This window comes from Neisseria weaveri (assembly GCF_900638685.1).
In the GTDB taxonomy this organism is placed as follows: Bacteria; Pseudomonadota; Gammaproteobacteria; order Burkholderiales; family Neisseriaceae; genus Neisseria; species Neisseria weaveri.
On the sequence record NZ_LR134533.1, the window covers coordinates 1,106,072 to 1,131,554 of the forward strand.

The window sequence follows — 25,483 nt, forward strand, 5'->3', positions numbered from 1 at the left end:
GGGTGTTCTGCAGAGTAATGTAAAACATACCGCCAAGCGGACTGCCAAGCAGTCTTTCTGTCTGTTTCGCGCAACGAAAAAGGCCGTCTGAAATTTTCAGACGGCCTCTGTCATCAACCATACCTATTCATGGAAACATTATTTGCCTACCGCTTCTTTTACGGCGCGGTAAGCCTGATCAACAGCGTCCTGCAAATACGGCATCCACGCCACATCGCTGCCTGCCATAAAAATATTGCCGACAGCCTGCTGCATGGTTTCGGTGGCCGCTTCCATCGTTTGGTCGCTGTCCCACAAACCTACCTGCTCATAACTGTAACCGTGTGCCCAACGGTTGAACGTGATATCCAGCAGCGTTTCGTCAAAATTCTCGTCTGCCAAGCTGTAAATGCTGCGCATTTGTTCGAACAGCTGCGCTTTCAATGCCACCAAATCCTGTTCCAACAGCTTACGGCGGCCGCTGCGGTATTTGTCGCGTGCGGTTTTGCCTTCGAAATCGGTGGCAATACGGACGGCATGCAGAATAACCGGCTCGGACGGGCTTTGCGCCACGCGGTAGTCGCCGATATTGACGGGATCGTCCAGCTGCATGAAGCAATAGGCCGACTGCGGCGCATAGAGTGAATACACCCCCAGTTTTTTGAATGCTTCCGCATTTCTCATCAGCATTTTGGCATAGACCATCGGCACTTTAACGTTGGTCATGGCTGCGGTTTTCTGCGGTTCGGCCATTTCGGGAATAACCCGCGCCGCCAATGCGCTGTGACCGGCAAAAATACATTGTTTGGCCTGCACCTGAACCAACTGCTTGTCACCGTGTTTCAAATAAGCAACGGCAACACCGGCGTCGTTGTTTTGTGCCAAGAGTGCCGTGCTGTTCAAACGGATACGGACATCGTGTTCAGGCAGATCCAGTTTGGCATAGTCGAATGCGGCGGTAACGATGTCTTCCATCGTGCTGCCTGCTGCGGCCGCCGGAATCAGTTTGCGCACCAACAAACGGGCGATGGAAGCGTTACCGTCGGGGAAATGGTAGATATAAGGTTCTTCCTCGCTCTCCTCGCCTTCGGGCAAACCTAAATTCTGCACGCCCGGATAGCCTTCTTCAAACGCTTCCGCCACGGAAATCGCGCTGATGGGGTGTCCCCAATATTCGGAGCTGATGTCCTTCAGATAATTGAGCGCACCTTCGGGCAGCTGCACTTTGTCTTTCAGAAAATCGTAGTAACTGGTCGAATCGGCATACTCGATACGCGCGCGCTTCTGTTTGTCTTTCAAATAATCTTCCGGCTCGGTATATAAGGCAACCAATGCCGCTTTGTCGGCATCCGCCAACGGAAAACCGGCAATAATCCCGGCTGCACCGTCTTCTCCTGCTTCAGGCAAACCGGCCACTACCGCCGCCTTTCCGAATACTTCTTCATTGAAAAACGAGCCTTCTTGCAGCTTCCAGGTATTCTCATACAAATCCTGATCGAAATACTGCTCGAATTTGGTGTAATCCACGCCCAATTCTTTCAACAGGGCATGGGCATCTTCGGAAAACGAAGTTTTCGGCGAATCCAGCGATTCACTGCCGCCGTAAGTGATATAGGTTTTACCGTTGTATTGAAATTCGTTGCGCTTGGCATGACCGCCGAAATCGTCGTGATTGTCCAAAATCAAGACTTTGGCCTGCGGACGGGCTTTGCGGTAAAGATAAGCAGCCGTCAAACCGCTGATGCCTGCACCGATCACAACCAAATCATAATTTTCCGAAGCCTTATCCGGAAAAGTAAGCTTCTCGCCTTTCAACGCCAATCTGTGTGCGGCGGACTGGCTGCCGTCATGGTCGCCGCGCAAGCCGGTTAAGGCGGGCGGGTAATAAACGGCCGCAGCTTCAGCCGGGCTGACTAATTTATATAAATCGCTGCAACCGGCCAACACCAGCGAGCCGGTCAACGCGGCCGAACCTTGCAGGAAACGGCGGCGGGTCAAAGGATATTTCATAAGAAGTGTTCCCTCGTTGTGTTTGTTTATTAAAGTGATAAAAAGGCCGTCTGAAATTTTCAGGCGGCCTGGAATGAATGCCAAACCGGCTTGCATATATCGGGCAGTTCGGGGCAAGCGCCCAACGTACCGCCGCTGTAATCGTTCGGACGGTGGAAATCGCTGCCCAAACTGGCCGACAAACCGTAGCGTTCGGCCAACAAGGCATAGTTCAGGCGGTCGTTTTTATCGCAGTTGCCGCTGTGCACTTCGATGGCCTGCCCGCCCAAGGCTTTGAATTCTTCAAACAGATTGCGCTTGGCGGTAGCGGAAAAGCCGTAGCGCATGGGGTGAGCAATCACCGCCACGCCTCCTGCGCCGCAAATGGCGGAAACGGCTTGCTCTAAAGTTGCCCATTCGTGTTTGACGGACGCAGGTTTGCCGTCGCCCAAATATTTGGCAAATGCCTGCTGTTTGTTGCGGACGTGCCCTTGGTTGATTAAAAACTCGGCAATGTGGGTGCGGCTGACCATTTCCTGATTGACGGCCAACGCCAATGCGCCTTCATAAGCACCGGAAATTCCTTTTTTTTCTAGCTTGGCGGCAATCTCTGCCAAGCGTTTCAGACGGCCTTTGCGTACCTCGACCAACAAATTTTGCAGTGCTTCGTTTTGTTCGTCAAAATCCAAGCCGACGATATGCACGGTCCGGTGCCGCCAAGTAACGGAAATTTCCACGCCGCTTACCAAGCGCATACCCAAGCTTCCGGCTTCGGCACGCGCTTCGGCCAATCCGCCGGTATGGTCGTGATCGGTCAAAGCCAACATGGTACAGCCGTTGGCGTGCGCCAGCCTGACAACTTCTGCCGGGCTTAACCGGCCGTCTGAAACGGTAGAGTGGCAATGTAAATCAATCATCGGTATTTTTCCAGACGGCCTCAGGCCTGTTCCTGCCCGCCGTTTTCCGCTGCCTGCTGCTCGCGCCAACGCTTTTGCTGTTCATCGTATTTGGCTTTGTCGTTCCAATAAATCGTCTGGATACAGGCATCGCCGCAGTCGCTGCCGCAGCACTCCCACAATTCAGGTTTGACCGGCTCGGGCAGCAAGTCTTCTTCTTTAAGCTTCGGGGTCGTATCCATCTACCACCTCCAACACCACACCGTCAAACTCGACCACTTCGCCGCCGCGTATTTTTGCTGTTTTTCGGGTTTCGGTTTCACCGTTACGCAACACCAGCCCTTCTGCAATAAACGCTTTGGCCTGCCCGCCGCTTTCAGCCAGCCCGGCCAGCTTCAGCAAATCGCAAAGCGCTATGTATTCATGGTCTTCCAAATATACGGTGGCGTTCATATTCCAACTCTGGGTTTACTGTAAATCGGCTTATTTTACGCGAGTTTTTCAAAAAATTCCGCCTGTCGGACGGAAAACTGTTTGACAGCAAGCGCCTATTTACATAATATTAAACATATATAATATTTATATTATATGAAAACATAGCGTAAACAGTCCGTTTTAAGGAGTAAACAAAATGAAAAACGTAGGCGGCATTGATAAAGCCCTCCGCATTATTGTAGGCGCAGTATTGATGATTCTGGCAGCAACCGGCGTAATCGGCTGGTGGGGTTGGCTCGGCATTATTCCGTTGATCACCGGCCTGACTTCTTTCTGTATGCTGTACAAGCTGTTCGGCATCAACACTGCTTGCTCTTCCTGCAAAAAATAATACAGCCGACACATTGATTTTTGCTGCCGGGCGGCGTACCGCCCGGTGCACATTAGGATAAAACATGGCCGATATCACTACCCTTTCCGCACGGGAAATCCAAACCAAACTGCAAAACGGTGCCGTTCTGATCGACATCCGTTCACCCGACGAATACCGCCGCGAACATATCGAAGGGGCGGTTTGTCTGTCTCCCGCCCAACTGCCTTCGTCAACCGATGCAAAAATCCAACAGGCGTCCTGCTTGGTGTTTCACTGCAAATCAGGCATGCGTACCCAACACGCCGCCGCGCAACTGGCGCAATACTGCGCCGAAAACGGTAAAGAAGGCTTCATCATGCAAAAAGGCTTGGACGGCTGGAAAACGGCAGGTTTCCAAACCCGCATCAACAAGTCCCAACCCTTGGAAATGATGCGTCAGGTACAGATTGCCGCCGGTTTGCTGATTTTAACCGGAGCGGTTTTGGGCTGGTTGGTATCGCCGCTGTTTTATCTGCTTTGCGCCTTTGTCGGCTGCGGTTTACTGCTGGCGGGCGTAACCGGTTTCTGCGGCATGGCAAGACTGCTTGCCCTGATGCCTTGGAACAAACCGGCATAAATATAACCAAGAGGCCGTCTGAATTTTCAGACGGCCTCTTCTCTTAAGAAACAGACAACCGGCTCGGCCTCGTGTATGATTAGCGCCCGTTTATTCATAAACGCAACAATAAAAATGTCGTATAAATATCAATGCGGCAACAAAATTTTAATTTACCACACAAACCTTTAATACCCATGATGGAAGATTCCAAACCGTACCAACCCTACTCCGACGCCAGCGCGTTCCTGAAACTGCTGGCCAATCCGAACCGTTTGGCCGTATTGTGCAGCCTGAACGAAAAACGCCGCAACGTTACCGAATTGGCGGAAATCACCGGCCTGCCGCAAGCCGCCATGTCCAGCCAACTGGCACTGCTGCGCGAAGCCGGCTTAGTCGCCTGCGAACCCAACCACAGAGAACGCCTTTACTATATCGCCGATCCTCGGGTCATCGAAACCATCCGGCTGCTGCACACTTTTTTCTGCGCACCGGCAACCGATAACGCCTAAACGCCCAAGCAGCCATTCATACCAAGGCCGTCTGAAAAAAAGCCATCAATTTCAGACGGCCTTCCCTATCGCAAAACCCTGCTACAATACGTTTCTTCCCGAAACATTAACGCTTCAGCCATGACCAATCCGACCTACATCCCGCTTCGCCTGCATACCGAATATTCGATTTCAGACGGCACCGTCCGCATCAAGCAAGCCATCAAGCAAGCCCAAGCCTACGGCCTGCCCGCGCTGGGCGTGAGCGACCTGATGAATACTTTCGGCTTGGTGAAATTCTACAAAGCCTGCCGCGGCGCGGGCATCAAGCCGGTGGCGGCGGCGGACGTGTGGATTGAAAACCCCGCCGCGCCCGACAAACCTTTCCGCGCCATGCTGATCGTGAAAAACGACAGCGGCTACCTGCGCCTGAGCGAGCTGCTTACCGCCGCCTATGTGGGCAAAGACCGCAACGTCGATCATGCCGAGCTGCGGCAGACGTGGCTGGCAGAAGGCGACAACAGCGGCCTTATCTGCTTATCGGGCGCGCACTACGGCGAAGTGGGCGCAAACCTGATGAACGGCCATGCCGACGCAGCCAAAGCGGCGGCGCAGAAATACGCGGCGTGGTTTCCCAATGCGTTTTACCTCGAACTGCAACGCCTACCCGAACGCCCGCAATGGGAGGCTTCGGTATCCGGCAGCTTAGAAATCGCTGCGGAATTGGATTTACCCGTAGTCGCCACCCATCCGACCCAGTTTCTCAACCAAGAAGACTTCAGCGCCCACGAAGCACGGGTGTGCATTGCCGGCGGCTGGGTGCTGGCCGACAAAAAACGCCCGCACGAATTCACGCCGAGCCAATATTTCGCCTCGTCAGAGCAGATGGTGGAGCGGTTCGCCGACCTGCCCGAAGCGCTGCAAAACACGGTGGAAATCGCCAAACGCTGCAATCTCACGCTCACGCTGGGCAAAAACTTTTTGCCGCTGTTCCCCACGCCCGACGGCATGTCGCTCGACGATTATCTGACCCAACTTTCCAACGAGGGTCTGCAAGAGCGCATGGTGCAGCTTTACCCCGACGAAGCGGAACGCGCCGAAAAAATGCCCGAATATCAGGCGCGCTTGGATTTTGAATTGGGCATCATCATCCAAATGGGCTTTCCGGGCTACTTCCTCATCGTACAAGACTTCATCAACTGGGCGAAAAACAACGGCTGCCCGGTGGGGCCGGGGCGCGGTTCGGGCGCAGGCTCGCTGGTGGCCTACGCGCTGAAAATCACCGACCTCGACCCGTTGAAATACGCACTGCTGTTCGAGCGGTTCTTAAACCCCGAACGCGTTTCCATGCCCGACTTCGATATTGACTTCTGCCAAAGCAACCGCGGCCGCGTGATTGAATATGTGCGCGAAAAATACGGTGCCGATGCCGTGAGCCAAATCGTTACCTTCGGCACCATGTCGTCCAAAGCCGTTATCCGCGACGTGGGCCGTGTGTTGGAATTGCCGTTCGGCCTGTGCGACCGCTTGTCGAAACTGATTCCGCTCGAAGCCAACCGCCCCGTGAGCCTTGAAAAAGCGATGGAAATGGAGCCGGAAATCCGCCAGCTGATCGAAGAAGAAGGCGCGGAAGAGTTGATGACGCTGGCGCAAAAGCTGGAAGACCTCACGCGCGGCTTGGGCATGCACGCAGGCGGCGTGTTGATTGCGCCGGGCAAAATTTCCGACTTCAGCCCCGTGTATCAGGCCGACGAATCGGCCTCGCCCGTGTCGATGTACGACAAAGGCGACGTGGAAGACGTGGGCTTGGTGAAATTCGACTTCTTGGGCTTGCGCAACCTCACCATTATCGAAATGGCACAGGAAAACATTAAAAACACCGTCGGCGAAGAAATCGACGTAAACACCATTCCGCTCGACGACCAAGCCGCCTACAAAATTTTCCGCGATGCCAACACCACCGCCGTCTTCCAGTTTGAATCGACCGGCATGAAAAAAATGCTGAAAACGGCGCACACCACCAAATTTGAAGAGTTGATCGCCTTCGTATCGCTCTACCGCCCCGGCCCGATGGACAACATTCCCGATTTCGTCGCCCGCATGAAGGGGCAGGCGTTTGAATACATCCACCCGCTGCTGGAGCCGGTGTTGGAGCCGACTTACGGCATCATGGTTTACCAAGAGCAGGTGATGCAGGCGGCGCAGGTGATCGGCGGCTACTCGCTCGGCGGTGCAGACTTGCTGCGCCGCGCCATGGGTAAGAAAAAACCCGAAGAAATGGTGAAACACCGCGAAATCTTCGCCAAAGGTGCGGAAGAAAAAAACATTTCCCGCAAAAAAGCCGACGAAATTTTCGACTACATGGAAAAATTCGCCGGCTACGGCTTCAACAAATCGCACGCCGCCGCCTACGCGCTGATTTCCTACCAAACCGCATGGCTGAAAGCGCATTATCCCGCCGAATTCATGGCCGCCACCATGTCGAGCGAGTTGGATAATGCAGACCAGCTCAAGCATTTTTACGATGATTCCCGAGCCAATGGCGTTACCTTTCTGCCTCCGGACATCAACCTATCCGATTATCTGTTTACCCCGAATAACCAAAAACAAATCCGTTACGCGCTCGGTGCCATTAAAGGCACGGGCGAGGCTGCCGTTGAAGCCATTATTGCCGCACGAAACAGCGGCGGAGCATTTACCGATCTTTTGGATTTTTGCGAACGCGTCGACAAAGCCCATCTAAACAAACGGACAATCGAAGCCCTCATCCGCGCCGGCGCATTCGACAACCTCAACCCCAACCGCGCCATGCTGATCGCCAATATCGACTTAGCCATCAGCAACGCCGAACAAAAAGCCGCCAACGCCAATCAGGGCGGGCTGTTCGACTTCGTAGAAGATGCCATCGACCCCGTGCAGATGGAAGCGGCCCCTGCGTGGAGCGAATCAGAAAAACTCGCCGAAGAAAAACAAGTGCTCGGCTTCTACCTTTCCGGCCATCCTTTCAGCCCCTATGCCAAAGAAGCAAAACAAATTGCCCCTATTCATTTAGGCCGTCTGAAACCGCAAGACAACATCCGCATCGCCGGATTCGCCACCGACATACGCAGCATTATGGGCAAACGCGGCAAGATCGTATTCCTGACTCTGGAAGACCAACACGGCCAGGCCGAAATCATGGTCAGCGGCAACGTCTTAGAAGAAAGCGCCGGCTGCCTAAAAACCGACCAAGCACTGATTGTAGAATGCAAAATCAGCCGCGACGACTACAACGGCGGCGACGCCCTGCGCATTATGGCCAATCAAGTCATGACCCTGCAAACCGCCCGCGAACGCTATGCCCGCAGCCTGCATCTTTACTTAACGCCCCAAAACAACATCACCGAATTGGCGGAATTATTACAGCCCTACCGCAGCAGCTCTCCCGGTAACGGCATTCCGATAAAAATCACCTATACCAATCCGGCCGCCACCGGAGATTTACAAGCCTCATCAAAATGGCTCATCAAACCCGACAAAACGCTTTTTACTCAATTGGAAAACATATTGGGCGAACGCGGCCTTAAAGTAGCGTTTTAAGCAAATGCCTTTAAGCAACACAACCATCTTAATAAAACAATAGACCCAAGGAAAAAGGCCGTCTGAAATTCAGACGGCCTTTTTCCTAAATCAACCCCAACTATACTTCTCAATTCTTACCAGCTACCATAAAAACAGCATCCAGAGACACTACCCGCACCTTCGCTTTGCAGGCATTCCAAATAAAGCAAAAACTTCCAACCATCTACCGATTCGTAATCAGCCCGCTGAAAAGATTAAAAAAGCAAAGTTTGAAAAACAGCGGGCAAAAAAAATAGCCGCTTGAAGCGGTATTTTTGGTGGCCAGAGGCGGGATCGAACCGCCGACACACGGATTTTCAATCCGTTGCTCTACCAACTGAGCTATCTGGCCGAAAACGCTATTAAACCAAAATCAGAGAAACATTGCAAGTGATATTTCCAAAATAATCCGAACATAAAAATTAACACATTAATTTTAATTGAAATTTAATTATTACTTCCAATAACGGCCTGTCTGCTAATTTGGAGTATTTCCGACATTATCTTAATTTCCATTCCGTCTATGTTATGAATCGGATTTCACAGTAGCACGTCAATAGCCAAAAATATTCACCTGCTTATTTGATTGAACAATTAAAACGCTCGGATTAAACACCGTCACACAGCATGAGGCCGTCTGAAAAAGCCATCAATTTCAGACGGCATGCCAGGGTTCCCAATAAATAAACAGTTATGCACCCAAGCTACTTTCCTGCCCATGATGGTACTAACGGCGTTAAAACAAAACACCCTGCCGCTTTTCCAACAGCAGGGTGCCTCACGCAAACAAACCGGCGGATTACGCGCCCAAGAACCAGAATTTTGCCGCCCACAACACGGCAACGATCCAAACCATAGGCGGTACGTCTTTTGCACGGTTGCACAGTAATTTAATTACGGCATAGCTGATAAAGCCCATCGCGATACCGTCAGCAATCGAGTAAGAGAAAGGCATGAAAACAATAGTCAGGAAAGCCGGAGCGGCCTCAGTCAAATCATTCCAATCGATTTCCACCGCGCTGCGCATCATCTGCACGCCCACATACAGCAAAGCCGGAGCCGTTGCAAAAGCAGGCACGCTTTGAGCCAATGGCGAGAACCACAAGCAGGCCAACATTAACACACCCACCGTCACCGCAGTCAAACCGGTACGGCCGCCTGCAGACACACCGGCCGCACTTTCAACATAAGGCGTAATCGAAGAAGTTCCCAACGTCGCACCGGCCACAATCGCAGTCGAATCGGCAAACAGAGCACGTTTCAAGCGGGGTAATTTACCGTCCTGCAACAAACCTGCACGGTGCGATACGCCGACCAGCGTACCGGTACTGTCGAACAAATCCACCAGAAAGAAAACGAAAATCACACTGATCATGCTGGCAGTAAACAAGCCGTTAAAGTCCATCTGCATAAAGGTCGGCGCCACACTCGGCACACTGCCGACCACGCCTTTAAACTCGGCCAAACCCATAGCAATCGCGATAACGGTAATTGCCAAAATACTCAAAATAATGGCACCACGAACACGGTAATAATCCAACATCACAATCATCACGAAGCCCAGCATGGCCAACAAAGCAGCCGGGTTGTGCACATCGCCCATACTCACCAAAGTAGCCGGATTGGCAACGATAACTCCCGCTCCTTTCAAAGCAATCAACGCCAAAAACAAGCCGACACCGGCAGCAATCGACATTTTCAAAGACATCGGCAACGCATTGACAATCGCCTCGCGCACTTTGAAAAAGCTAAACAGGATAAAAATCAAACCGGACATAAATACGGCGCCCAATGCAATCTGCCAAGGCACGCCCATGCCTTTAACAACAGCATAAGTGAAATAAGCATTCAAGCCCATGCCGGGAGCCAAAGCAATCGGATAATTGGCAAACAGCCCCATAATAAAGCAGCCGATGGCCGCAGAAATACAGGTGGCCACGAATACCGCACCGATATCCATGCCTGTTTCAGACAAAATCAGCGGGTTGACAATGACGATATAGCACATTGTCAGGAAGGTAGTCAGACCGGCCAGCAGCTCGGTACGGACACTGGTGCCATGCTCACTCAATTTGAATAAGCGTTCGAACAAATTCGGATTAGACGGGTTGCTCATAATCGATTTTCAAATACAAAAGATAAAAAAGGATACCGATTATAACGAATTTTAACATTCCCCATACCGGCATTGCGCCGATTCCTAAGCAAATATCGGCTAAAACCCGACGCATCCGATAAAAACAGCAAACAAGTGTTGTATTTTTATTTCAAAACCACCGGACGTATTCGACCATTTAATTCAGCCATTTATAAATAAATTTACATACACATCTGTATTTTTACATGCAAAGGCCGTTTGAAAATTGCCCCTATCCACATAACTCATTAAAATAAAAAAATTTTCAAGAACCGCCTATTCGGTATGACAACTCCATTTATCGAAATGAAAGATGTGGCATTCGCCTACGGCGACCGCCCGATACTGAAAAACATCAGCTTTCACATCCAACAAGGCCACTTTGCCGCCATCATGGGTGGCTCCGGCAGCGGCAAGACCACCTTAATGCGTCTGATAACCGGACAAATCCACCCGCAGCAAGGCCAAGTGCTGATTGAAGGCCGTGACTTGGCCAAGTTCGGCGCAGACGAACTTTACGAGCACCGCCGCCGTATGGGCGTACTGTTCCAACACGGCGCACTGTTTACCGACTTGTCGGTTTACGACAATATCGCTTTTCCCATGCGAGAATTGACCAAGCTGCCGGAAGAAATCATCCGCGATTTTGTCATCTTGAAACTAAATGCCGTCGGCTTGCGCGGCGTAGAAAAACTGATGCCGTCTGAACTATCAGGCGGCATGGCCAGACGCGTGGCTTTGGCCAGAACCATTGCGCTAGACCCCGAGTTGATGCTGTTTGACGAACCGTTTACCGGCCTGGATCCGATTTCATTAGGCGTCATCGCACATTTAATCAGCCGCATTAACAAGGCGTTGCGCTCTACCAGCGTGATGGTTTCGCACGACATCGAGCAATCGCTGGCAGTTGTCGACCAAATAATTTTTCTGGCACACGGTGAAATCGTGTTCAGCGGCAGCCCGGAAGAAATGCGCCGACAAGATTCGCCATGGGTCAAACAGTTTATCGGTGGTTTGGCAGACGGGCCGGTTGCCTATCGCTATCCGGCACAAACCAGCCTGCAACAGGATTTGTTGAGGTAAAAAACGGCACACGCACAAATCACTCAAGCGGAATATGCAGTCATTGATGCTTTTCAGGTCGGCAAACCATCAAACTATAAAGTTGTCCAACCTATCGACGCAGCAAAACAAACAGTTAAACGGCCGTCTAAACTGCAACATCAACATATAGAGGCCGTATGAAAATTGAAAGACTTTTAAAAACCATATGAACTTCATTCAAAACATCGGGCGTAACACGCTCAGTTTTATTCAGGCACTCGGCAGCGTGTTTCTGTTTTTCATACAGATACTCGCCAAGTCGGGAACCGCACTGACACGGTTCCGCCTAAGCATCCGCCAAGTTTATTTCGCCGGCGTACTGTCGGTTTTGATTATTGCCGTCTCCGGCCTTTTTGTCGGCATGGTACTCGGCCTGCAGGGCTACACCCAATTGGCCAAGTTTAAATCTGCCGACGTATTGGGCTATATGGTTGCCGCTTCACTGTTGCGCGAACTGGGGCCGGTATTGGCCGCCATCTTGTTTGCCAGCAGCGCAGGAGGAGCCATGACCAGCGAAATCGGTTTGATGAAAACCACCGAACAACTCGAAGCAATGAATGTGATGGCGGTCAATCCCGTTGCACGCGTTGTTGTTCCGCGATTTTGGGCAGGCGTGATTTCCATGCCTTTACTGGCTTCTATTTTTAACGTGGCCGGTATTTTCGGTGCCTATTTGATCGGCGTGAAATATTTAGGCTTGGACGGCGGTATTTTCTGGTCGCAAATGCAAAGCAATATTTCTTTTCAATACGATGTTATGAACGGCTTAATCAAGTCGGCGGTATTCGGTGTAGCCGTTACCCTGATTGCTGTTCACCAAGGTTTTCACAGCGTGCCCACATCCGAAGGCATCTTGAGGGCCAGCACCAGAACCGTCGTTTCTTCCGCCCTGACCGTATTGGCGATTGATTTTATTTTAACTGCTTTAATGTTTACCGAGTAATAACGATGAAAAAGAGTGTTTTGGAATTTTGGGTAGGTTTGTTTGTCTTACTGGGTGTGGTTGCAATCGGTTTTTTATCGTTCCGAGTTGCAGGCGGCAACCTGGTCGGTGGCAGTTCGGGCAAAGCCTACACCGTTTATGCAAACTTCACCGACATCGGCGGATTAAAAGTCAATGCACCGGTTAAAGCTGCCGGCGTATTGGTCGGCCGCGTGGGCAGCATCCAGCTGGATCCGCAAAGTTACGAAGCCAAAGTCAGCTTGAATTTGGACAGCAAATACCAATTTAGCAGCGATGTTTCCGCCCAAATCCTGACTTCGGGCTTATTGGGCGAACAATATATCGGGCTTCTGCAAGGCGGCGACGAAGCCAATCTTGCCGCAGGCGACACCATTTCCCTCACCAACTCCGCCATGGTTCTGGAAAATCTGATCGGCAAATTTATGACCAATTTTACCGAAAAAAATGCCGACACCAGCCCATCAGCAACCGAATAACACAACACATATCTCTATTCGAACAGGAAACAAACAATGAAAAAAACCGCTTTTATCACTGCATTAAGCATCGGTGTATTGAGTATCGGCCTGGCTGCGGCAGCGCCGTCCGATGCCGTTAACCAAATCCGCGAAAACTCAGTACAGGTACTGGGTATTTTGAAAAACGCCAACGGCAGCAACGACAACGCAGTCCGCCGCAAAGCCGAAAACTATGCATTGCCGTACTTCGACTTTGAGCGCATGACCGCATTGGCCATCGGCAATCCGTGGAGAAAAGCCACCGCCGAACAAAAGCAGGCTTTGACCAAAGAATTCCAAACCCTGCTGATCCGTACTTATTCCGGCACAATGTTGAAATTCAAAAATGCCAAAGTCGTGATCAAAGACCAGCCTGTGGTAAAAAACAACGGTAAAGAAGTCGTTGTATCCGTAGAAATCACCAACCCGGGCAGCAAACCCGTCAACATGGCCTTTACGACCTACCAAGACGGCAGCCGTTACCGCGTCTACAATGTTGCCGTAGAAGGCGGAAGCCTGGTCACCGTTTACCGCAACCAATTCAACCAAACCATCAGCCAAAAAGGCATTAACGGTTTGGTAGACGAATTGAAAGCAAAAAACGGCAGCAAATAAACCATGAACAGTGAAATCCGGGACGGCATTCTCTATATTCAAGGCGAGGTAACGGTCAAAACCGTCACCACGCCTGCCTATACGCAATTCGAACAGCAATGCCGTCTGAAAAATATCAATATGATCGACGGTTCCGGGGTAACGCGTGCGGACTCAACCTGTATCTCACTCTTGCTGACGGCCTTGCGCCTGAAATCCGACATGCGCTTTCGCAATATACCCGAATCCGTAGCCGCACTGGCCGATCTCTACGAAATCAAAGACTGGGTAAAACAATGAAAGCAACCAAAGCCTGCCTGACCGCCTTGATAATGGCCGCCGCATCTTCCGCTTGGGCCAACGGCACCACGCCCGACCCCTACGAGCCATATAACCGTGTTATGTTCAATATCAACGACACGGCCGACCGCTATGTTTTAGAACCTGTTGCCCGCGGATACCGTGCCGTCACACCGCGTCCGGTACGTACCGGAGTAAGCAACTTCTTCAACAACCTGCGCGATGTAGTGAGCATGGGCAGCAACCTGCTTCGCCTTGACATCAAGCGTGCCAGTGAAGACTTGGTTCGTGTCGGCATCAACACCACTTTCGGCTTGGGCGGTCTGATCGACATTGCCGGAGCAGGCGGCGTACCCGACAATAAAAGCACGCTGGGCGACACATTCGCCTCTTGGGGCTGGAAAAACAGCAACTACTTCGTCTATCCTCTGGCCGGCCCGTCAACCGTACGCGACAGCGTAGGCAGAACCATCATTTCGGCCTACCCCGTTCAAAACACCTTCTTGGAAACACCGGCAAGCCGTGTCGGTACAACCGTATTGGGTGCGGTCGATACGCGCGAAAAGCTGCTGGATTTAACTTCCGGCCTGAATGATGCCGCTCTCGACAAATATACCTACACACGCGATTTGTTTATGCAGGTACGCGCCAGACAACTCGGCATCCCGCCCCAAGAAGAAACCGAAGAAATCAATATCGATGATTTAGTCGGTGATACGGCAAGCGAAGCAACAAGCCCGACACCAGCCGCAAAACCTGAAACAGAATTGCAGACTTCAATCACTGAAGCCGCTTTACCGTCTGAAGAATATACGGCTTTTCCGTCCGAAAACACTTCCGAATCGTTAAACACTTCAGAAACTTTACAGTAAACAGGCAGCCTTAACCCGAGAGGCCGTCTGAAAATTTTCAGACGGCCTCAAAGCTTGCCGAATATACTGTTTACGGCAATCGGTAGCTTTTCCGATTTCATTGCGCTATCATTTATTTCACTTGTATGCAGGAGTAAAACCATGTTTGAAGTCAACCGCAGCGTATTTTTACTGGTTCCCCTCGATCCGTTTTGGAACTGGTTGCAATCACTTCCCGGCATCGACCTGGACAATCTGACTCTGGAAGACCTGCAGGCTGATGCCAATGCTTATCTGGTTAAACCCTGCGATGACGCAGACGAAGTGTGGGATGAAATCGAAGCGCGCTTTGCCGAAATTTTCGCCGCCGAATTATCCGACTGGTGTGAAGACGAAAGCTACTGGCCGGATCTGCACCCCGATATCTTCAACGAATGGTTCGACATCCAGCTCTCGACCATCGTAACCGACTTAGAACAGGCATCGCTGGAACGCGAAACTTTCCAACCGTTCGATTTAAACTGATCCGACCGTATGACCGTCATCACCGTACGCAGCTACCACCTTGACGGCTACGGCCACGTCAACAACGCGCGCTACCTTGAATTTCTCGAGGAAGCGCGTTGGGCGTTTTTCGGGCAACACGATTTATTGCCCAAGCTCGGCAATATTCTGCTGGTGGTCAGCCGCATCGATATCCGCTATCTTCGCGCAGCAACGGAACATCAGGTTTTACACATCCGCACCCAAATCCCAAACATGGCGGAAAAAGCCATCTTGCTCCGGCAAACCATCACCCGCGGCGATACCGGCAAAACCGTTGCCGAAGCGGATGTCACACTCAAACCGGTCAACCCGCAAACAGGCCGCACAACCGCCCTCCCCGACGAATTAATCCGCACATTAAACCTACTTGGCGAATCTCTATGAAAAAAATCCTTCTTCCCGTAATCGGCCTGCTGACCGCAGCTTTACTGGCCTTTATCCTTTGGCCGAAAGCCCAATCCGCTCCCGCTTTCGCCTTACCCGATCTTCACGGCAAAACCGTCAGCAATGCAGACCTGAAAGGCAAAGTTACCCTAATTAATTTCTGGTATCCCTCCTGCCCCGGCTGCGTAAGCGAAATGCCCAAGCTGATACAAACCGCCAAAGACTATCAAGGCAAAGATTTTCAGATTTTAGCTATTTCCCTGCCTTACGACCCCTTGGAAAGCGTCATCAATTACACCGAAGAACGCCAATTGCCTTTTACCGTCATGTATGACGGTAAAAACGAAACGGGGAACGCTTTCGGTGTCAAAGTGGCACCTACCTCCTTTTTCATCAACAAACAGGGAGAGTTGTTGAAAACCTTTGTCGGCGAACCGGATTTCAACGCACTCTATCAAGATATCAATGCCGAACTGGCAAAATAAGCATTTACCATCATGAAAGGCCGCCTGAAAATTCAGACGGCCTCAATGCAATTTAAATAGAATTAAATTTCAAATAAATTAAAAATTAGAAATTTAAATCCCAATAAAAAATATATTGATAAATTTACGCAATAAAATGCTTAAATAAAATCATCAAGCCTTGTCTTCACCCTTTAAAAGCGTTAAGCTGTCAAACATCCAAATAACATGAAACAAAGCATAAAACCATGACCCAACATAAAATTGACGACGTAAGAATCAAAGAAATCAACGAATTACTCCCGCCCATCGCCCACCTGTACGAATTACCGATTACCGATACCGCTTCCGAGCTGGTTCACCGTACCCGTCAGGAAATCGCCCGACTGGTACACGGTCAAGACAACCGCCTGCTGGTCATTATCGGCCCCTGTTCCATCCACGACCCCAAAGCTGCCATCGAATACGCACAACGCCTGCTGCCCCTGCGCAAAAAATATGAAAAAGAGCTGCTGATTGTCATGCGTGTTTACTTTGAAAAACCGCGTACCACAGTCGGCTGGAAAGGTCTGATCAACGATCCGCACCTCGACGGCACCTTCGACATCAATTTCGGCCTGCGTCAGGCGCGCAAACTGCTGTTGGAACTCAACAATATGGGCATGCCGGCTTCAACCGAGTTTCTCGACATGATCACACCTCAATACTATGCCGATCTGATTTCATGGGGCGCAATCGGTGCGCGCACGACCGAGAGCCAAGTTCACCGCGAGCTGGCCTCCGGCCTGTCTTGCCCCGTCGGGTTCAAAAACGGCACCGACGGCAACCTGAAAATCGCTATTGACGCCATCGGTGCGGCTTCCCATCCGCACCACTTCTTATCGGTAACCAAAGCCGGACATTCCGCCATCGTCCGCACCGGCGGCAACCCGGACTGCCATGTTATCCTGCGCGGCGGTAAAGAACCGAATTACAGCAGCGAACACGTCCAAGCCGCTTCGGCCGAACTGGTTAAAGCAGGCGTAACGCCCAAGCTGATGGTCGATTTCAGCCATGCAAACAGCCGCAAAGACTACAAACGCCAAATGGAAGTGGCCGAAGATGTGGCACAGCAAATCCGCAACGGTGAAAACAACATCATGGGCGTAATGGTTGAAAGCCACTTGGTCGAAGGCCGTCAAGACAAGCCCGAAGTGTACGGCCAAAGCATTACCGACGCCTGCATCGGTTGGGGCTCTACCGAAACCCTGCTGGATCTTTTGGCTGAAGCCAACCGCAACCGCATATAACATTTGCGGAATATGCAGAGGCCGTCTGAAATTTCAGACGGCCTCCCGTATTTTCCAGCCCGCATTTCTGTTTTACCAATCAAATATCTTTTTACTGCCACATTCTATAAGTAAGGCCGCCCGAACCATGCTGGACATCCTCTTCCGCCACCCCGATTTTGCCGCCGTACACAAACCGGCCGGTATTTCCGTACATCAAGAAGGAGAAGCCGAAAACTTCTGCCGAGCCGTTGCCCGCCAACTCGGCGTAAAGCGGGTGTGGATGCTGCACCGTCTCGACAAACCCACCAGCGGCGTTTTATTGTTTGCCCTCAATGCCCAAGCCGCTTCCGCACTCGCCCGAATGTTTGCCGAACGCACCGTACGCAAAACCTATCTGGCCCTCAGCGACCACAAACCCCACAAAAAACAAGGCTGGATTAAAGGCGACATGGAAAAATCACGGCGGGGCGCATGGAAACTCTGCCGCACCATGTCCAACCCTGCCATTACCCGGTTTTACAGCACTTCCATTGCCCCCAACCTGCGCCTGTTCGTTTTACAGCCTCATACCGGCAAAACCCACCAATTGCGCGTTGCCATGAAAAGTCTCGGCAGCCCCATACTCGGCGACACGCTTTACAGTGGCAATCCCGCCGACCGGCTATTTCTCCATGCCTGGCAACTGGTATTTACATATCATGAAACCGAATACTGCATTACCGCCGAGCCTGACAACAATTGGCCGTCTGAAATTTCAGACGGCCTCCGCAGCATTTTGGCAGAAACACATTGATTAACAAAGCAGCGGAAATGCATTTCCTTTTTCAGTCGAAAACAAACCCGCATAACGCATCACACATTCAAAATCTTAACAACAACGTCCGCCCCCTTGCCATTGACATCTGCCCCACGCACCATCACAATCAAAATATACAGAATAACCCTACTCTCTCATGAAACAGACACTTACCGCTTTATCCCTTCTCTGTACCGCTTTACTCAGCCACCAAGCTGCGGCTGCCGAAACCTACATTTGCGAATCAGACGGACGCGCCGTCTTCAGCCCGACCAAAATCAACAAAAACTGCCACATATCCTACATGAGCGGCAGCAACACCGAAGACCGGCTGGAAACCATATTCGATATTTCCGCATCCGACATCGCCGCACATAAAAAACCCGATTGGATGACTCAAGACGATGACATCAAAATCCTACCGACAACGCGCGATACCAGCGTAACCAATACCGCATTGGCCGCCTCTCCCCGCATGAATATCAGACTGCGCAACCAACCTTTACCGAAAACACGCATCAGCAAACCGGTATCCGCCCCTGTCATTGCTCCGCCGCCCGCCAAACCTCAGTTAACCCGCAAACAGATTCTGCAAAGCGAAATCCGCAACGAGCAAGCCGCATTGGTACGCGCCCAAGCCCAGCTCAATGTCGCCCGTAAAAAAGGCAACAAGGCCACCATCATCCAACTCGAACAAGCCATTAAAGACAGACAGGCCAATATCCGCGCCATCCAAAGCGAAATGAGCCGTTAAGCCCGAATTTTCAGACGGCCTCACAGTAAAGCAAACCGTCTTTTCCACACCCGGCAAGGCGCAGCACAACCCAAACGTACTGCGCCATATTTTTGCCTGAAAATCCACTAAATACCGTTATAATAAGCGCATTGCCAACCCTCAACTCGGGATTCAATCATGACCTATAAAACCGATGCAGAAATTGCCCAATCTTCCACCATGCGCCCGATTGGCGAAATCGCCGCCAAACTCGGCCTAACCGAAAAACAATTCGAGCCTTACGGCCACTATAAAGCCAAAATCAACCCGGCCGACGCATTCGCACTGCCGAAGAAACAAGGCCGTCTGATTTTAGTAACCGCCATCAACCCAACCCCGGCCGGCGAAGGCAAAACCACCGTTACCATCGGCTTGGCCGATGCATTGCGCTACATCGGCAAAGACTCCGTGATTGCCTTACGCGAACCCTCACTCGGCCCCGTATTCGGCGTCAAAGGCGGTGCGGCAGGCGGCGGTTATTCGCAAGTTTTGCCGATGGAAGACATCAACCTGCACTTCACCGGCGACTTTCATGCCATCGGCGCTGCCAACAACTTATTGGCAGCCATGTTGGACAACCATATTTATCAAGGCAACGCCCTAAATATCGATCCCAAACGCGTATTATGGCGCCGTGTTGTCGATATGAACGACCGCCAACTGCGCAACATCATCGACGGCATGGGCAAACCCACCGACGGCGTGATGCGCCCCGACGGCTTCGATATTACCGTTGCATCCGAAGTAATGGCCGTATTCTGCTTGGCCAAAGACTTAATCGACCTGAAAGAACGCCTGGGCAATATTTTGGTTGCCTATTCCAAAGACGGCAGCCCGGTTTACGCCCGCGACCTGAAAGCCAATGGTGCTATGGCGGCTCTATTGAAAGACGCCATCAAACCCAATTTGGTACAAACCATCGCCGGCACGCCCGCATTGGTACACGGCGGACCGTTTGCCAACATCGCCCACGGCTGTAATTCCGTTACCGCCACCCGTTTGGCACGCCATTTAGGCGATTATGCCGTTACCGAAGCCGGATTCGGCGCAGACTTAGGTGCGGAAAAATTCTGCGACATCAAATGCCGTCTGGCCGAAATGAAACCAGATGCCGCCGTCGTGGTCGCTACCGTACGGGCTTTAAAATACAACGGCGGCGTAGAGCGCACCAATCTGGGCGAAGAAAATCTAGAAGCATTGAAAAAAGGTCTGCCCAACTTGCTCAAACACATCAGCAACCTGAAAAACGTATTCGGTCTGCCTGTTGTGGTTGCACTAAACCGCTTCGTTTCCGATACCGATGCCGAACTGTCTCTGATTCAGACGGCCTGTGCCGAACACGGCGTAGAAGTATCACTGGCCGAAGTTTGGGGCAAAGGCGGTGCCGGCGGCGCGGATTTAGCACACAAAGTAGTCAACGCCATTGAAAACCAACCCAACAATTTCCAATTTGCTTACGAAACCGATCAAAGCATTCCCGAAAAAATCCGTGCCATTGCCCAAAAAATCTACGGTGCAGAAGATGTCGATTTCAGCTCTGAAGCTTTGGCCGAAATTGCCTCCCTTGAAAAACTGGGCTTAGACAAACTGCCAATCTGTATGGCGAAAACCCAATATTCATTGAGCGACGATGCCAAACTGTTAGGCTGTCCGCAAGGCTTCCGCATTACCGTACGTGGCATTACCGTATCCGCCGGCGCAGGCTTTATCGTGGCACTGTGCGGAAACATGATGAAAATGCCCGGCCTACCGAAAGTACCGGCAGCAGAGAAAATCGATGTCGATGCCAACGGTGTCATCCGCGGATTATTCTAAGTATTTCTGGTTTTTAATATTTCTTTTACAAACAAGGCCGTCTGAAATTTCAGACGGCCTCTAATCCCAACACATTACCCCTATCTCCAAACACAATAAAAATAACTTCCTTGTTCTAACTAACCCGCCAACCCAACCCGATTCCCCCATACCGATCACCCACCCGCCGTTAACCAGCACCCATATCCGCCAACACCCCCACTATCTTTACCCACCAACGGCAAACGGCAAACCGATATTAATAGATAGACACACTCAAATCTTTTTATAGACGGCCTAACCCTTTTCAGACGGCCCAACCCCATACAAACAAAGCCGCCCCTAAGGACGGCTTCTCCGACAGATACGTACCAACCCGGTACGCCCCCGGACAGACTGCGCGGACCCTCCGTCCGCTTAAGGTTTTTTGCTTCCGTCTTTCTTCGCCAGCGGCTTCGCCTCCTTCTTCTTCACCTCCGCCACCGTCGCCTCATCCTTCAGACGGCCGTACACGCCTTCGCCTATCCCCTTCACCTTCTTCAAGTCCTCCACCGCTTTGAACGGACCGTTCGCACTGCGGTAGGCCACAATCGCCTCCGCCTTCGCCGGACCGATACCCGGCAGCGCCTTCAATTCCTCCGCCGTTGCGGTGTTGATGTTCACCGCCGCCAAGGACAGCGCCGACAGCAGCACTCCGGCCAAACCCAACAGATATCGTTTCATCGTCTTCCCCTTTCTTAAATCCGGTTGGCATCACGGTGCGCTTCCGGCATCGGTATGCAGAAACCGCACCTCAAGCCGTCTATCATAAAGAGATTCCGGTTCGGATTCAACCGTTTTATTCATTTCGGAAACTGTTACTCTAATTATCCAACACCGGACGGGGCTTCCGCCACGTTTTCACCACCTCACGGCCGTTTGCAGCACCCGCCCGCACGATAAGGACGGCACAGCACAGAAGAGAAGGTATGCAAATGAAGAAACCCCTGACGGCAAATGCAGTCAGGGGTTCGGAATGGGTGTCTGGCAGTGACCTACTTTCACATGGGTATCCACACTATCATCGGCGCTGAGTCGTTTCACGGTCCTGTTCGGGATGGGAAGGCGTGGGACCAACTCGCTATGGCCGCCAGACGTAAACTGTACAAATCGGTAAGCCGTCCGAATTACTTGAATTCAGAACCAACAATCAATATTCGGTAATGTTTGTATCGTATCCTGTCAGGATACAGTAAGCTTTCATCTGAAGTTCTTCAAATGATAGAGTCAAGCCTCACGAGCAATTAGTATCGGTTAGCTGCACGCATTACTGCGCTTCCACACCCGACCTATCAACGTCCTGGTCTCGAACGACTCTTTAGTGCGGTTAAACCGCAAGGGAAGTCTCATCTTCAGGCGAGTTTCGCGCTTAGATGCTTTCAGCGCTTATCTCTTCCGAACTTAGCTACCCGGCGATGCGACTGGCGTCACAACCGGTACACCAGAGGTTCGTCCACTCCGGTCCTCTCGTACTAGGAGCAGCCCCCGTCAAACTTCCAACGCCCACTGCAGATAGGGACCAAACTGTCTCACGACGTTTTAAACCCAGCTCACGTACCACTTTAAATGGCGAACAGCCATACCCTTGGGACCGACTACAGCCCCAGGATGTGATGAGCCGACATCGAGGTGCCAAACTCCGCCGTCGATATGAACTCTTGGGCGGAATCAGCCTGTTATCCCCGGAGTACCTTTTATCCGTTGAGCGATGGCCCTTCCATACAGAACCACCGGATCACTATGTCCTGCTTTCGCACCTGCTCGACTTGTCGGTCTCGCAGTTAAGCTACCTTTTGCCATTGCACTATCAGTCCGATTTCCGACCGGACCTAGGTAACCTTCGAACTCCTCCGTTACTCTTTGGGAGGAGACCGCCCCAGTCAAACTGCCTACCATGCACGGTCCCCGATCCGGATGACGGACCTGGGTTAGAACCTCAAAGACACCAGGGTGGTATTTCAAGGACGGCTCCACAGAAACTGGCGTCTCTGCTTCTAAGCCTCCCACCTATCCTACACAAGTGACTTCAAAGTCCAATGCAAAGCTACAGTAAAGGTTCACGGGGTCTTTCCGTCTAGCAGCGGGGAGATTGCATCTTCACAACCATTTCAACTTCGCTGAGTCTCGGGAGGAGACAGTGTGGCCATCGTTACGCCATTCGTGCGGGTCGGAACTTACCCGACAAGGAATTTCGCTACCTTAGGACCGTTATAGTTACGGCCGCCGTTTACTGGGGCTTCGATCCGATGCTTGCACATCTTCAATTAACCTTCCAGCACCGGGCAGGCGTCACACCCTATACGTCCACTTTCGTGTTAGCAGAGTGCTGTGTTTTTAATAAACAGTCGCAGCCACCGATTCTCTGCGACCCTCCAATGCTTACAGAGCAAGTCTTTCACATCGAAGGGCATACCTTCTCCCGAAGTTACGGTATCAATTTGCCGAGTTCCTTCTCCCGAGTTCTCTCAAGCGCCTTAGAATTCTCATCCTGCCCACCTGTGTCGGTTTGCGGTACGGTTCTGATTTAGCTGAAGCTTAGTGGCTTTTCCTGGAAGCGTGGTATCGGTTACTTCATGTCCGTAGACACTCGTCATCACTTCTCGGTGTTAAGAAGACCCGGATTTGCCTAAGTCTTCCACCTACCGGCTTAAACAAGCTATTCCAACAGCTTGCTAACCTAACCTTCTCCGTCCCCACATCGCACTAAATCAAAGTACGGGAATATTAACCCGTTTCCCATCGACTACGCATTTCTGCCTCGCCTTAGGGGCCGACTCACCCTACGCCGATGAACGTTGCGTAGGAAACCTTGGGCTTTCGGCGAGCGGGCTTTTCACCCGCTTTATCGCTACTCATGTCAACATTCGCACTTCTGATACCTCCAGCAACCTTCTCAAGTCACCTTCATCGGCCTACAGAACGCTCCCCTACCATGCACTAGGTGCATCCGCAGCTTCGGTTATAGATTTGAGCCCCGTTACATCTTCCGCGCAGGACGACTCGACCAGTGAGCTATTACGCTTTCTTTAAATGATGGCTGCTTCTAAGCCAACATCCTGGCTGTCTGGGCCTTCCCACTTCGTTTACCACTTAATCTATCATTTGGGACCTTAGCTGGCGGTCTGGGTTGTTTCCCTCTCGACAACGGACGTTAGCACCCGCTGTCTGTCTCCCATGATTGCACTTTCCGGTATTCTTAGTTTGCCATGGGTTGGTAAGTCGCAATGACCCCCTAGCCATAACAGTGCTTTACCCCCGGAAGTGATACATGAGGCACTACCTAAATAGTTTTCGGGGAGAACCAGCTATCTCCGAGTTTGTTTAGCCTTTCACCCCTATCCACAGCTCATCCCCGCATTTTGCAACATGCGTGGGTTCGGACCTCCAGTACCTGTTACGGCACCTTCATCCTGGCCATGGATAGATCACTCGGTTTCGGGTCTACACCCAGCAACTCAGCGCCCTATTAAGACTCGGTTTCCCTACGCCTCCCCTATCCGGTTAAGCTCGCTACTGAATGTAAGTCGTTGACCCATTATACAAAAGGTACGCAGTCACCCAATTAATAGGCTCCCACTGTTTGTATGCATCAGGTTTCAGGTTCTATTTCACTCCCCTCCCGGGGTTCTTTTCGCCTTTCCCTCACGGTACTGGTTCACTATCGGTCGATGATGAGTATTTAGCCTTGGAGGATGGTCCCCCCATCTTCGGACAGGATTCCACGTGTCCCGCCCTACTTTTCGTATACTTAGTACCACCAATTTGCTTTCGAATACGGGGCTGTCACCCACTATGGCCAAGCTTCCCAGCTTGTTCTTCTAGCATATCGGTTATTATATACAGGCTCCTCCGCGTTCGCTCGCCACTACTTACGGAATCTCGGTTGATTTCTTTTCCTCCGGGTACTTAGATGGTTCAGTTCTCCGGGTTCGCTTCGCTTATCCTATGTATTCAGATAAGGATACCGTACAGAATACGGTGGGTTTCCCCATTCGGACATCACCGGATCATAGCTTTATTGCCAGCTCCCCGATGCTTTTCGCAGGCTTACACGTCCTTCGTCGCCTATCATCGCCAAGGCATCCACCTGATGCACTTATTCACTTGACTCTATCATTTCAAGAACCTCTCTGACTTCGTTGTTTCGGCGTTGACTACCTACGCAACTTGAAGTCTCTACTTTGACAAAGCTTACTGCTTGTTGTGTACCGAACTGTGCCTTTTGTATTTCACAGTCCGGTCGATACAATCATCACCCAAATACTGTTCGTTTACTCCCTACTATTTAAAGTAGTAAGTAATCTGTTGCATCAGCTTACTTACAGGGTAAACCAACATTTTCTTTGTTTGTTGATTTCGGCTTTCCAATTTGTTAAAGATCGTATGCTTAGAAGATTTTTTTCTTCACTTCGCAAATCAAAACGAGCTAGCTATTATAGCACTTGACTTGTTAAAGTCAATAAACTTGTTAAGTATACTTTACTTAATATACTTAACCAGCCAACTTGTTTTGATTTGGGAAGTGGTGGAGGCAAACGGGATCGAACCGATGACCCCCTGCTTGCAAAGCAGGTGCTCTACCAACTGAGCTATGCCCCCATTGTAGATG

Annotated in this window: 23 protein-coding genes, 2 tRNA genes and 2 rRNA genes; 17 read left to right on the forward strand and 10 right to left on the reverse strand. The window is 51.2% G+C overall.

What is annotated here, in order from left to right:
• Positions 1-138: 138 nt before the first annotated feature.
• From EL309_RS05425 to EL309_RS05440, 4 genes are read right to left on the reverse strand one after another with little or no spacing between them, the layout of a single operon-like run.
• Positions 139-1,989, reverse strand: a complete 1,851-nt coding sequence (locus tag EL309_RS05425; protein WP_004284397.1) for an NAD(P)-binding protein — start codon at positions 1,987-1,989, stop codon at positions 139-141.
• 59 nt (positions 1,990-2,048) lie between these two features.
• Positions 2,049-2,885 (reverse strand): PHP domain-containing protein, encoded by an 837-nt coding sequence (locus EL309_RS05430; RefSeq protein ID WP_004285490.1) that lies wholly within the window; start codon positions 2,883-2,885, stop codon positions 2,049-2,051.
• Between the two features lie 20 nt (positions 2,886-2,905).
• A complete protein-coding gene (locus tag EL309_RS05435) occupies positions 2,906-3,106 on the reverse strand; it encodes an oxidoreductase-like domain-containing protein (RefSeq protein WP_004284394.1) in 201 nt (66 codons plus the stop codon).
• Positions 3,084-3,317, reverse strand: coding sequence for an RNA-binding S4 domain-containing protein (locus EL309_RS05440; RefSeq protein ID WP_004284392.1), 234 nt, complete (start codon positions 3,315-3,317; stop codon positions 3,084-3,086). The genes EL309_RS05435 and EL309_RS05440 overlap by 23 nt, the downstream gene beginning before the upstream one ends.
• Positions 3,318-3,495: 178 nt before the next feature.
• Between EL309_RS05440 and EL309_RS05445 the strand changes: the two genes are divergently transcribed.
• From EL309_RS05445 to dnaE, 4 genes are all read left to right on the forward strand, one after another.
• Positions 3,496-3,690, forward strand: a complete 195-nt coding sequence (locus EL309_RS05445; RefSeq protein WP_004284390.1) for a YgaP family membrane protein — start codon at positions 3,496-3,498, stop codon at positions 3,688-3,690.
• A gap of 64 nt (positions 3,691-3,754) precedes the next feature.
• On the forward strand, positions 3,755-4,288 hold the full coding sequence (locus EL309_RS05450) for a rhodanese family protein (protein ID WP_004284387.1): 534 nt from the start codon (positions 3,755-3,757) through the stop codon (positions 4,286-4,288).
• Between the two features lie 176 nt (positions 4,289-4,464).
• The gene (locus EL309_RS05455; protein WP_004284385.1) at positions 4,465-4,779 is read left to right on the forward strand and encodes an ArsR/SmtB family transcription factor; all 315 of its coding nucleotides are present in this window, start codon (positions 4,465-4,467) and stop codon (positions 4,777-4,779) included.
• Between the two features lie 120 nt (positions 4,780-4,899).
• Entirely contained in the window at positions 4,900-8,337 is a 3,438-nt protein-coding gene (gene dnaE, locus EL309_RS05460; RefSeq protein WP_004284384.1) for a DNA polymerase III subunit alpha, read from the forward strand.
• A gap of 297 nt (positions 8,338-8,634) precedes the next feature.
• On the opposite strand, the gene EL309_RS05465 is transcribed toward dnaE, so the two are convergent.
• Together EL309_RS05465 and EL309_RS05470 are read right to left on the reverse strand one after the other, a co-directional pair.
• Positions 8,635-8,710, reverse strand: a tRNA-Phe gene (locus tag EL309_RS05465).
• A gap of 447 nt (positions 8,711-9,157) precedes the next feature.
• Positions 9,158-10,474: an NCS2 family permease gene (locus EL309_RS05470; protein WP_004284383.1), complete on the reverse strand. Its 1,317-nt coding sequence runs from the start codon at positions 10,472-10,474 to the stop codon at positions 9,158-9,160.
• A 306-nt stretch (positions 10,475-10,780) separates the two neighbouring features.
• Here EL309_RS05470 and EL309_RS05475 point away from each other — a divergent pair, with 306 nt between their 5' ends.
• The 13 genes from EL309_RS05475 (at position 10,781) to EL309_RS05535 (ending at position 20,856) form a co-directional block, all read left to right on the forward strand.
• Positions 10,781-11,578: an ABC transporter ATP-binding protein gene (locus tag EL309_RS05475; protein WP_004284378.1), complete on the forward strand. Its 798-nt coding sequence runs from the start codon at positions 10,781-10,783 to the stop codon at positions 11,576-11,578.
• A gap of 187 nt (positions 11,579-11,765) precedes the next feature.
• The gene (gene mlaE, locus EL309_RS05480) at positions 11,766-12,542 is read left to right on the forward strand and encodes a lipid asymmetry maintenance ABC transporter permease subunit MlaE (protein WP_004284377.1); all 777 of its coding nucleotides are present in this window, start codon (positions 11,766-11,768) and stop codon (positions 12,540-12,542) included.
• A gap of 5 nt (positions 12,543-12,547) precedes the next feature.
• Positions 12,548-13,039: an outer membrane lipid asymmetry maintenance protein MlaD gene (mlaD, locus tag EL309_RS05485; protein ID WP_004284375.1), complete on the forward strand. Its 492-nt coding sequence runs from the start codon at positions 12,548-12,550 to the stop codon at positions 13,037-13,039.
• Between the two features lie 36 nt (positions 13,040-13,075).
• The gene (locus EL309_RS05490) at positions 13,076-13,675 is read left to right on the forward strand and encodes an MlaC/ttg2D family ABC transporter substrate-binding protein (RefSeq protein ID WP_004284374.1); all 600 of its coding nucleotides are present in this window, start codon (positions 13,076-13,078) and stop codon (positions 13,673-13,675) included.
• 3 nt (positions 13,676-13,678) lie between these two features.
• Positions 13,679-13,954 (forward strand): STAS domain-containing protein, encoded by a 276-nt coding sequence (locus EL309_RS05495; protein ID WP_004284373.1) that lies wholly within the window; start codon positions 13,679-13,681, stop codon positions 13,952-13,954.
• Positions 13,951-14,826: an MlaA family lipoprotein gene (locus EL309_RS05500; protein WP_004284372.1), complete on the forward strand. Its 876-nt coding sequence runs from the start codon at positions 13,951-13,953 to the stop codon at positions 14,824-14,826. Before EL309_RS05495 ends, EL309_RS05500 begins: the two co-directional genes overlap by 4 nt.
• Positions 14,827-14,967: 141 nt before the next feature.
• Positions 14,968-15,330, forward strand: coding sequence for a hypothetical protein (locus EL309_RS05505; protein WP_004284371.1), 363 nt, complete (start codon positions 14,968-14,970; stop codon positions 15,328-15,330).
• Between the two features lie 9 nt (positions 15,331-15,339).
• Complete coding sequence (locus EL309_RS05510) at positions 15,340-15,735, forward strand: acyl-CoA thioesterase (RefSeq protein ID WP_004284370.1); 396 nt, start codon at positions 15,340-15,342, stop codon at positions 15,733-15,735.
• Positions 15,732-16,220 (forward strand): peroxiredoxin family protein, encoded by a 489-nt coding sequence (locus EL309_RS05515; RefSeq protein ID WP_004284369.1) that lies wholly within the window; start codon positions 15,732-15,734, stop codon positions 16,218-16,220. The genes EL309_RS05510 and EL309_RS05515 overlap by 4 nt, the downstream gene beginning before the upstream one ends.
• A gap of 227 nt (positions 16,221-16,447) precedes the next feature.
• On the forward strand, positions 16,448-17,488 hold the full coding sequence (gene aroG, locus EL309_RS05520; RefSeq protein ID WP_004284368.1) for a 3-deoxy-7-phosphoheptulonate synthase AroG: 1,041 nt from the start codon (positions 16,448-16,450) through the stop codon (positions 17,486-17,488).
• A 127-nt stretch (positions 17,489-17,615) separates the two neighbouring features.
• Positions 17,616-18,263 carry a TIGR01621 family pseudouridine synthase gene (locus tag EL309_RS05525; protein ID WP_040669903.1) on the forward strand — a complete coding sequence of 216 codons (648 nt, stop codon included), beginning with the start codon at positions 17,616-17,618 and terminating at the stop codon, positions 18,261-18,263.
• Positions 18,264-18,423: 160 nt separating this feature from the next.
• Complete coding sequence (locus EL309_RS05530; protein ID WP_231987920.1) at positions 18,424-19,020, forward strand: hypothetical protein; 597 nt, start codon at positions 18,424-18,426, stop codon at positions 19,018-19,020.
• 159 nt (positions 19,021-19,179) lie between these two features.
• The gene (locus EL309_RS05535) at positions 19,180-20,856 is read left to right on the forward strand and encodes a formate--tetrahydrofolate ligase (RefSeq protein ID WP_004284363.1); all 1,677 of its coding nucleotides are present in this window, start codon (positions 19,180-19,182) and stop codon (positions 20,854-20,856) included.
• Between the two features lie 396 nt (positions 20,857-21,252).
• Here the strand turns inward: EL309_RS05535 and EL309_RS05540 are convergent, their stop codons facing one another.
• The 4 genes from EL309_RS05540 to EL309_RS05555 form a co-directional block, all read right to left on the reverse strand.
• Entirely contained in the window at positions 21,253-21,558 is a 306-nt protein-coding gene (locus EL309_RS05540; RefSeq protein ID WP_004284769.1) for a ComEA family DNA-binding protein, read from the reverse strand.
• A 298-nt stretch (positions 21,559-21,856) separates the two neighbouring features.
• Positions 21,857-21,969: ribosomal RNA gene (rrf, locus tag EL309_RS05545) — 5S ribosomal RNA — on the reverse strand.
• Between the two features lie 128 nt (positions 21,970-22,097).
• A 23S ribosomal RNA gene (locus EL309_RS05550) occupies positions 22,098-24,984 on the reverse strand.
• A 413-nt stretch (positions 24,985-25,397) separates the two neighbouring features.
• Positions 25,398-25,473, reverse strand: a tRNA-Ala gene (locus EL309_RS05555).
• Positions 25,474-25,483: the final 10 nt, after the last annotated feature.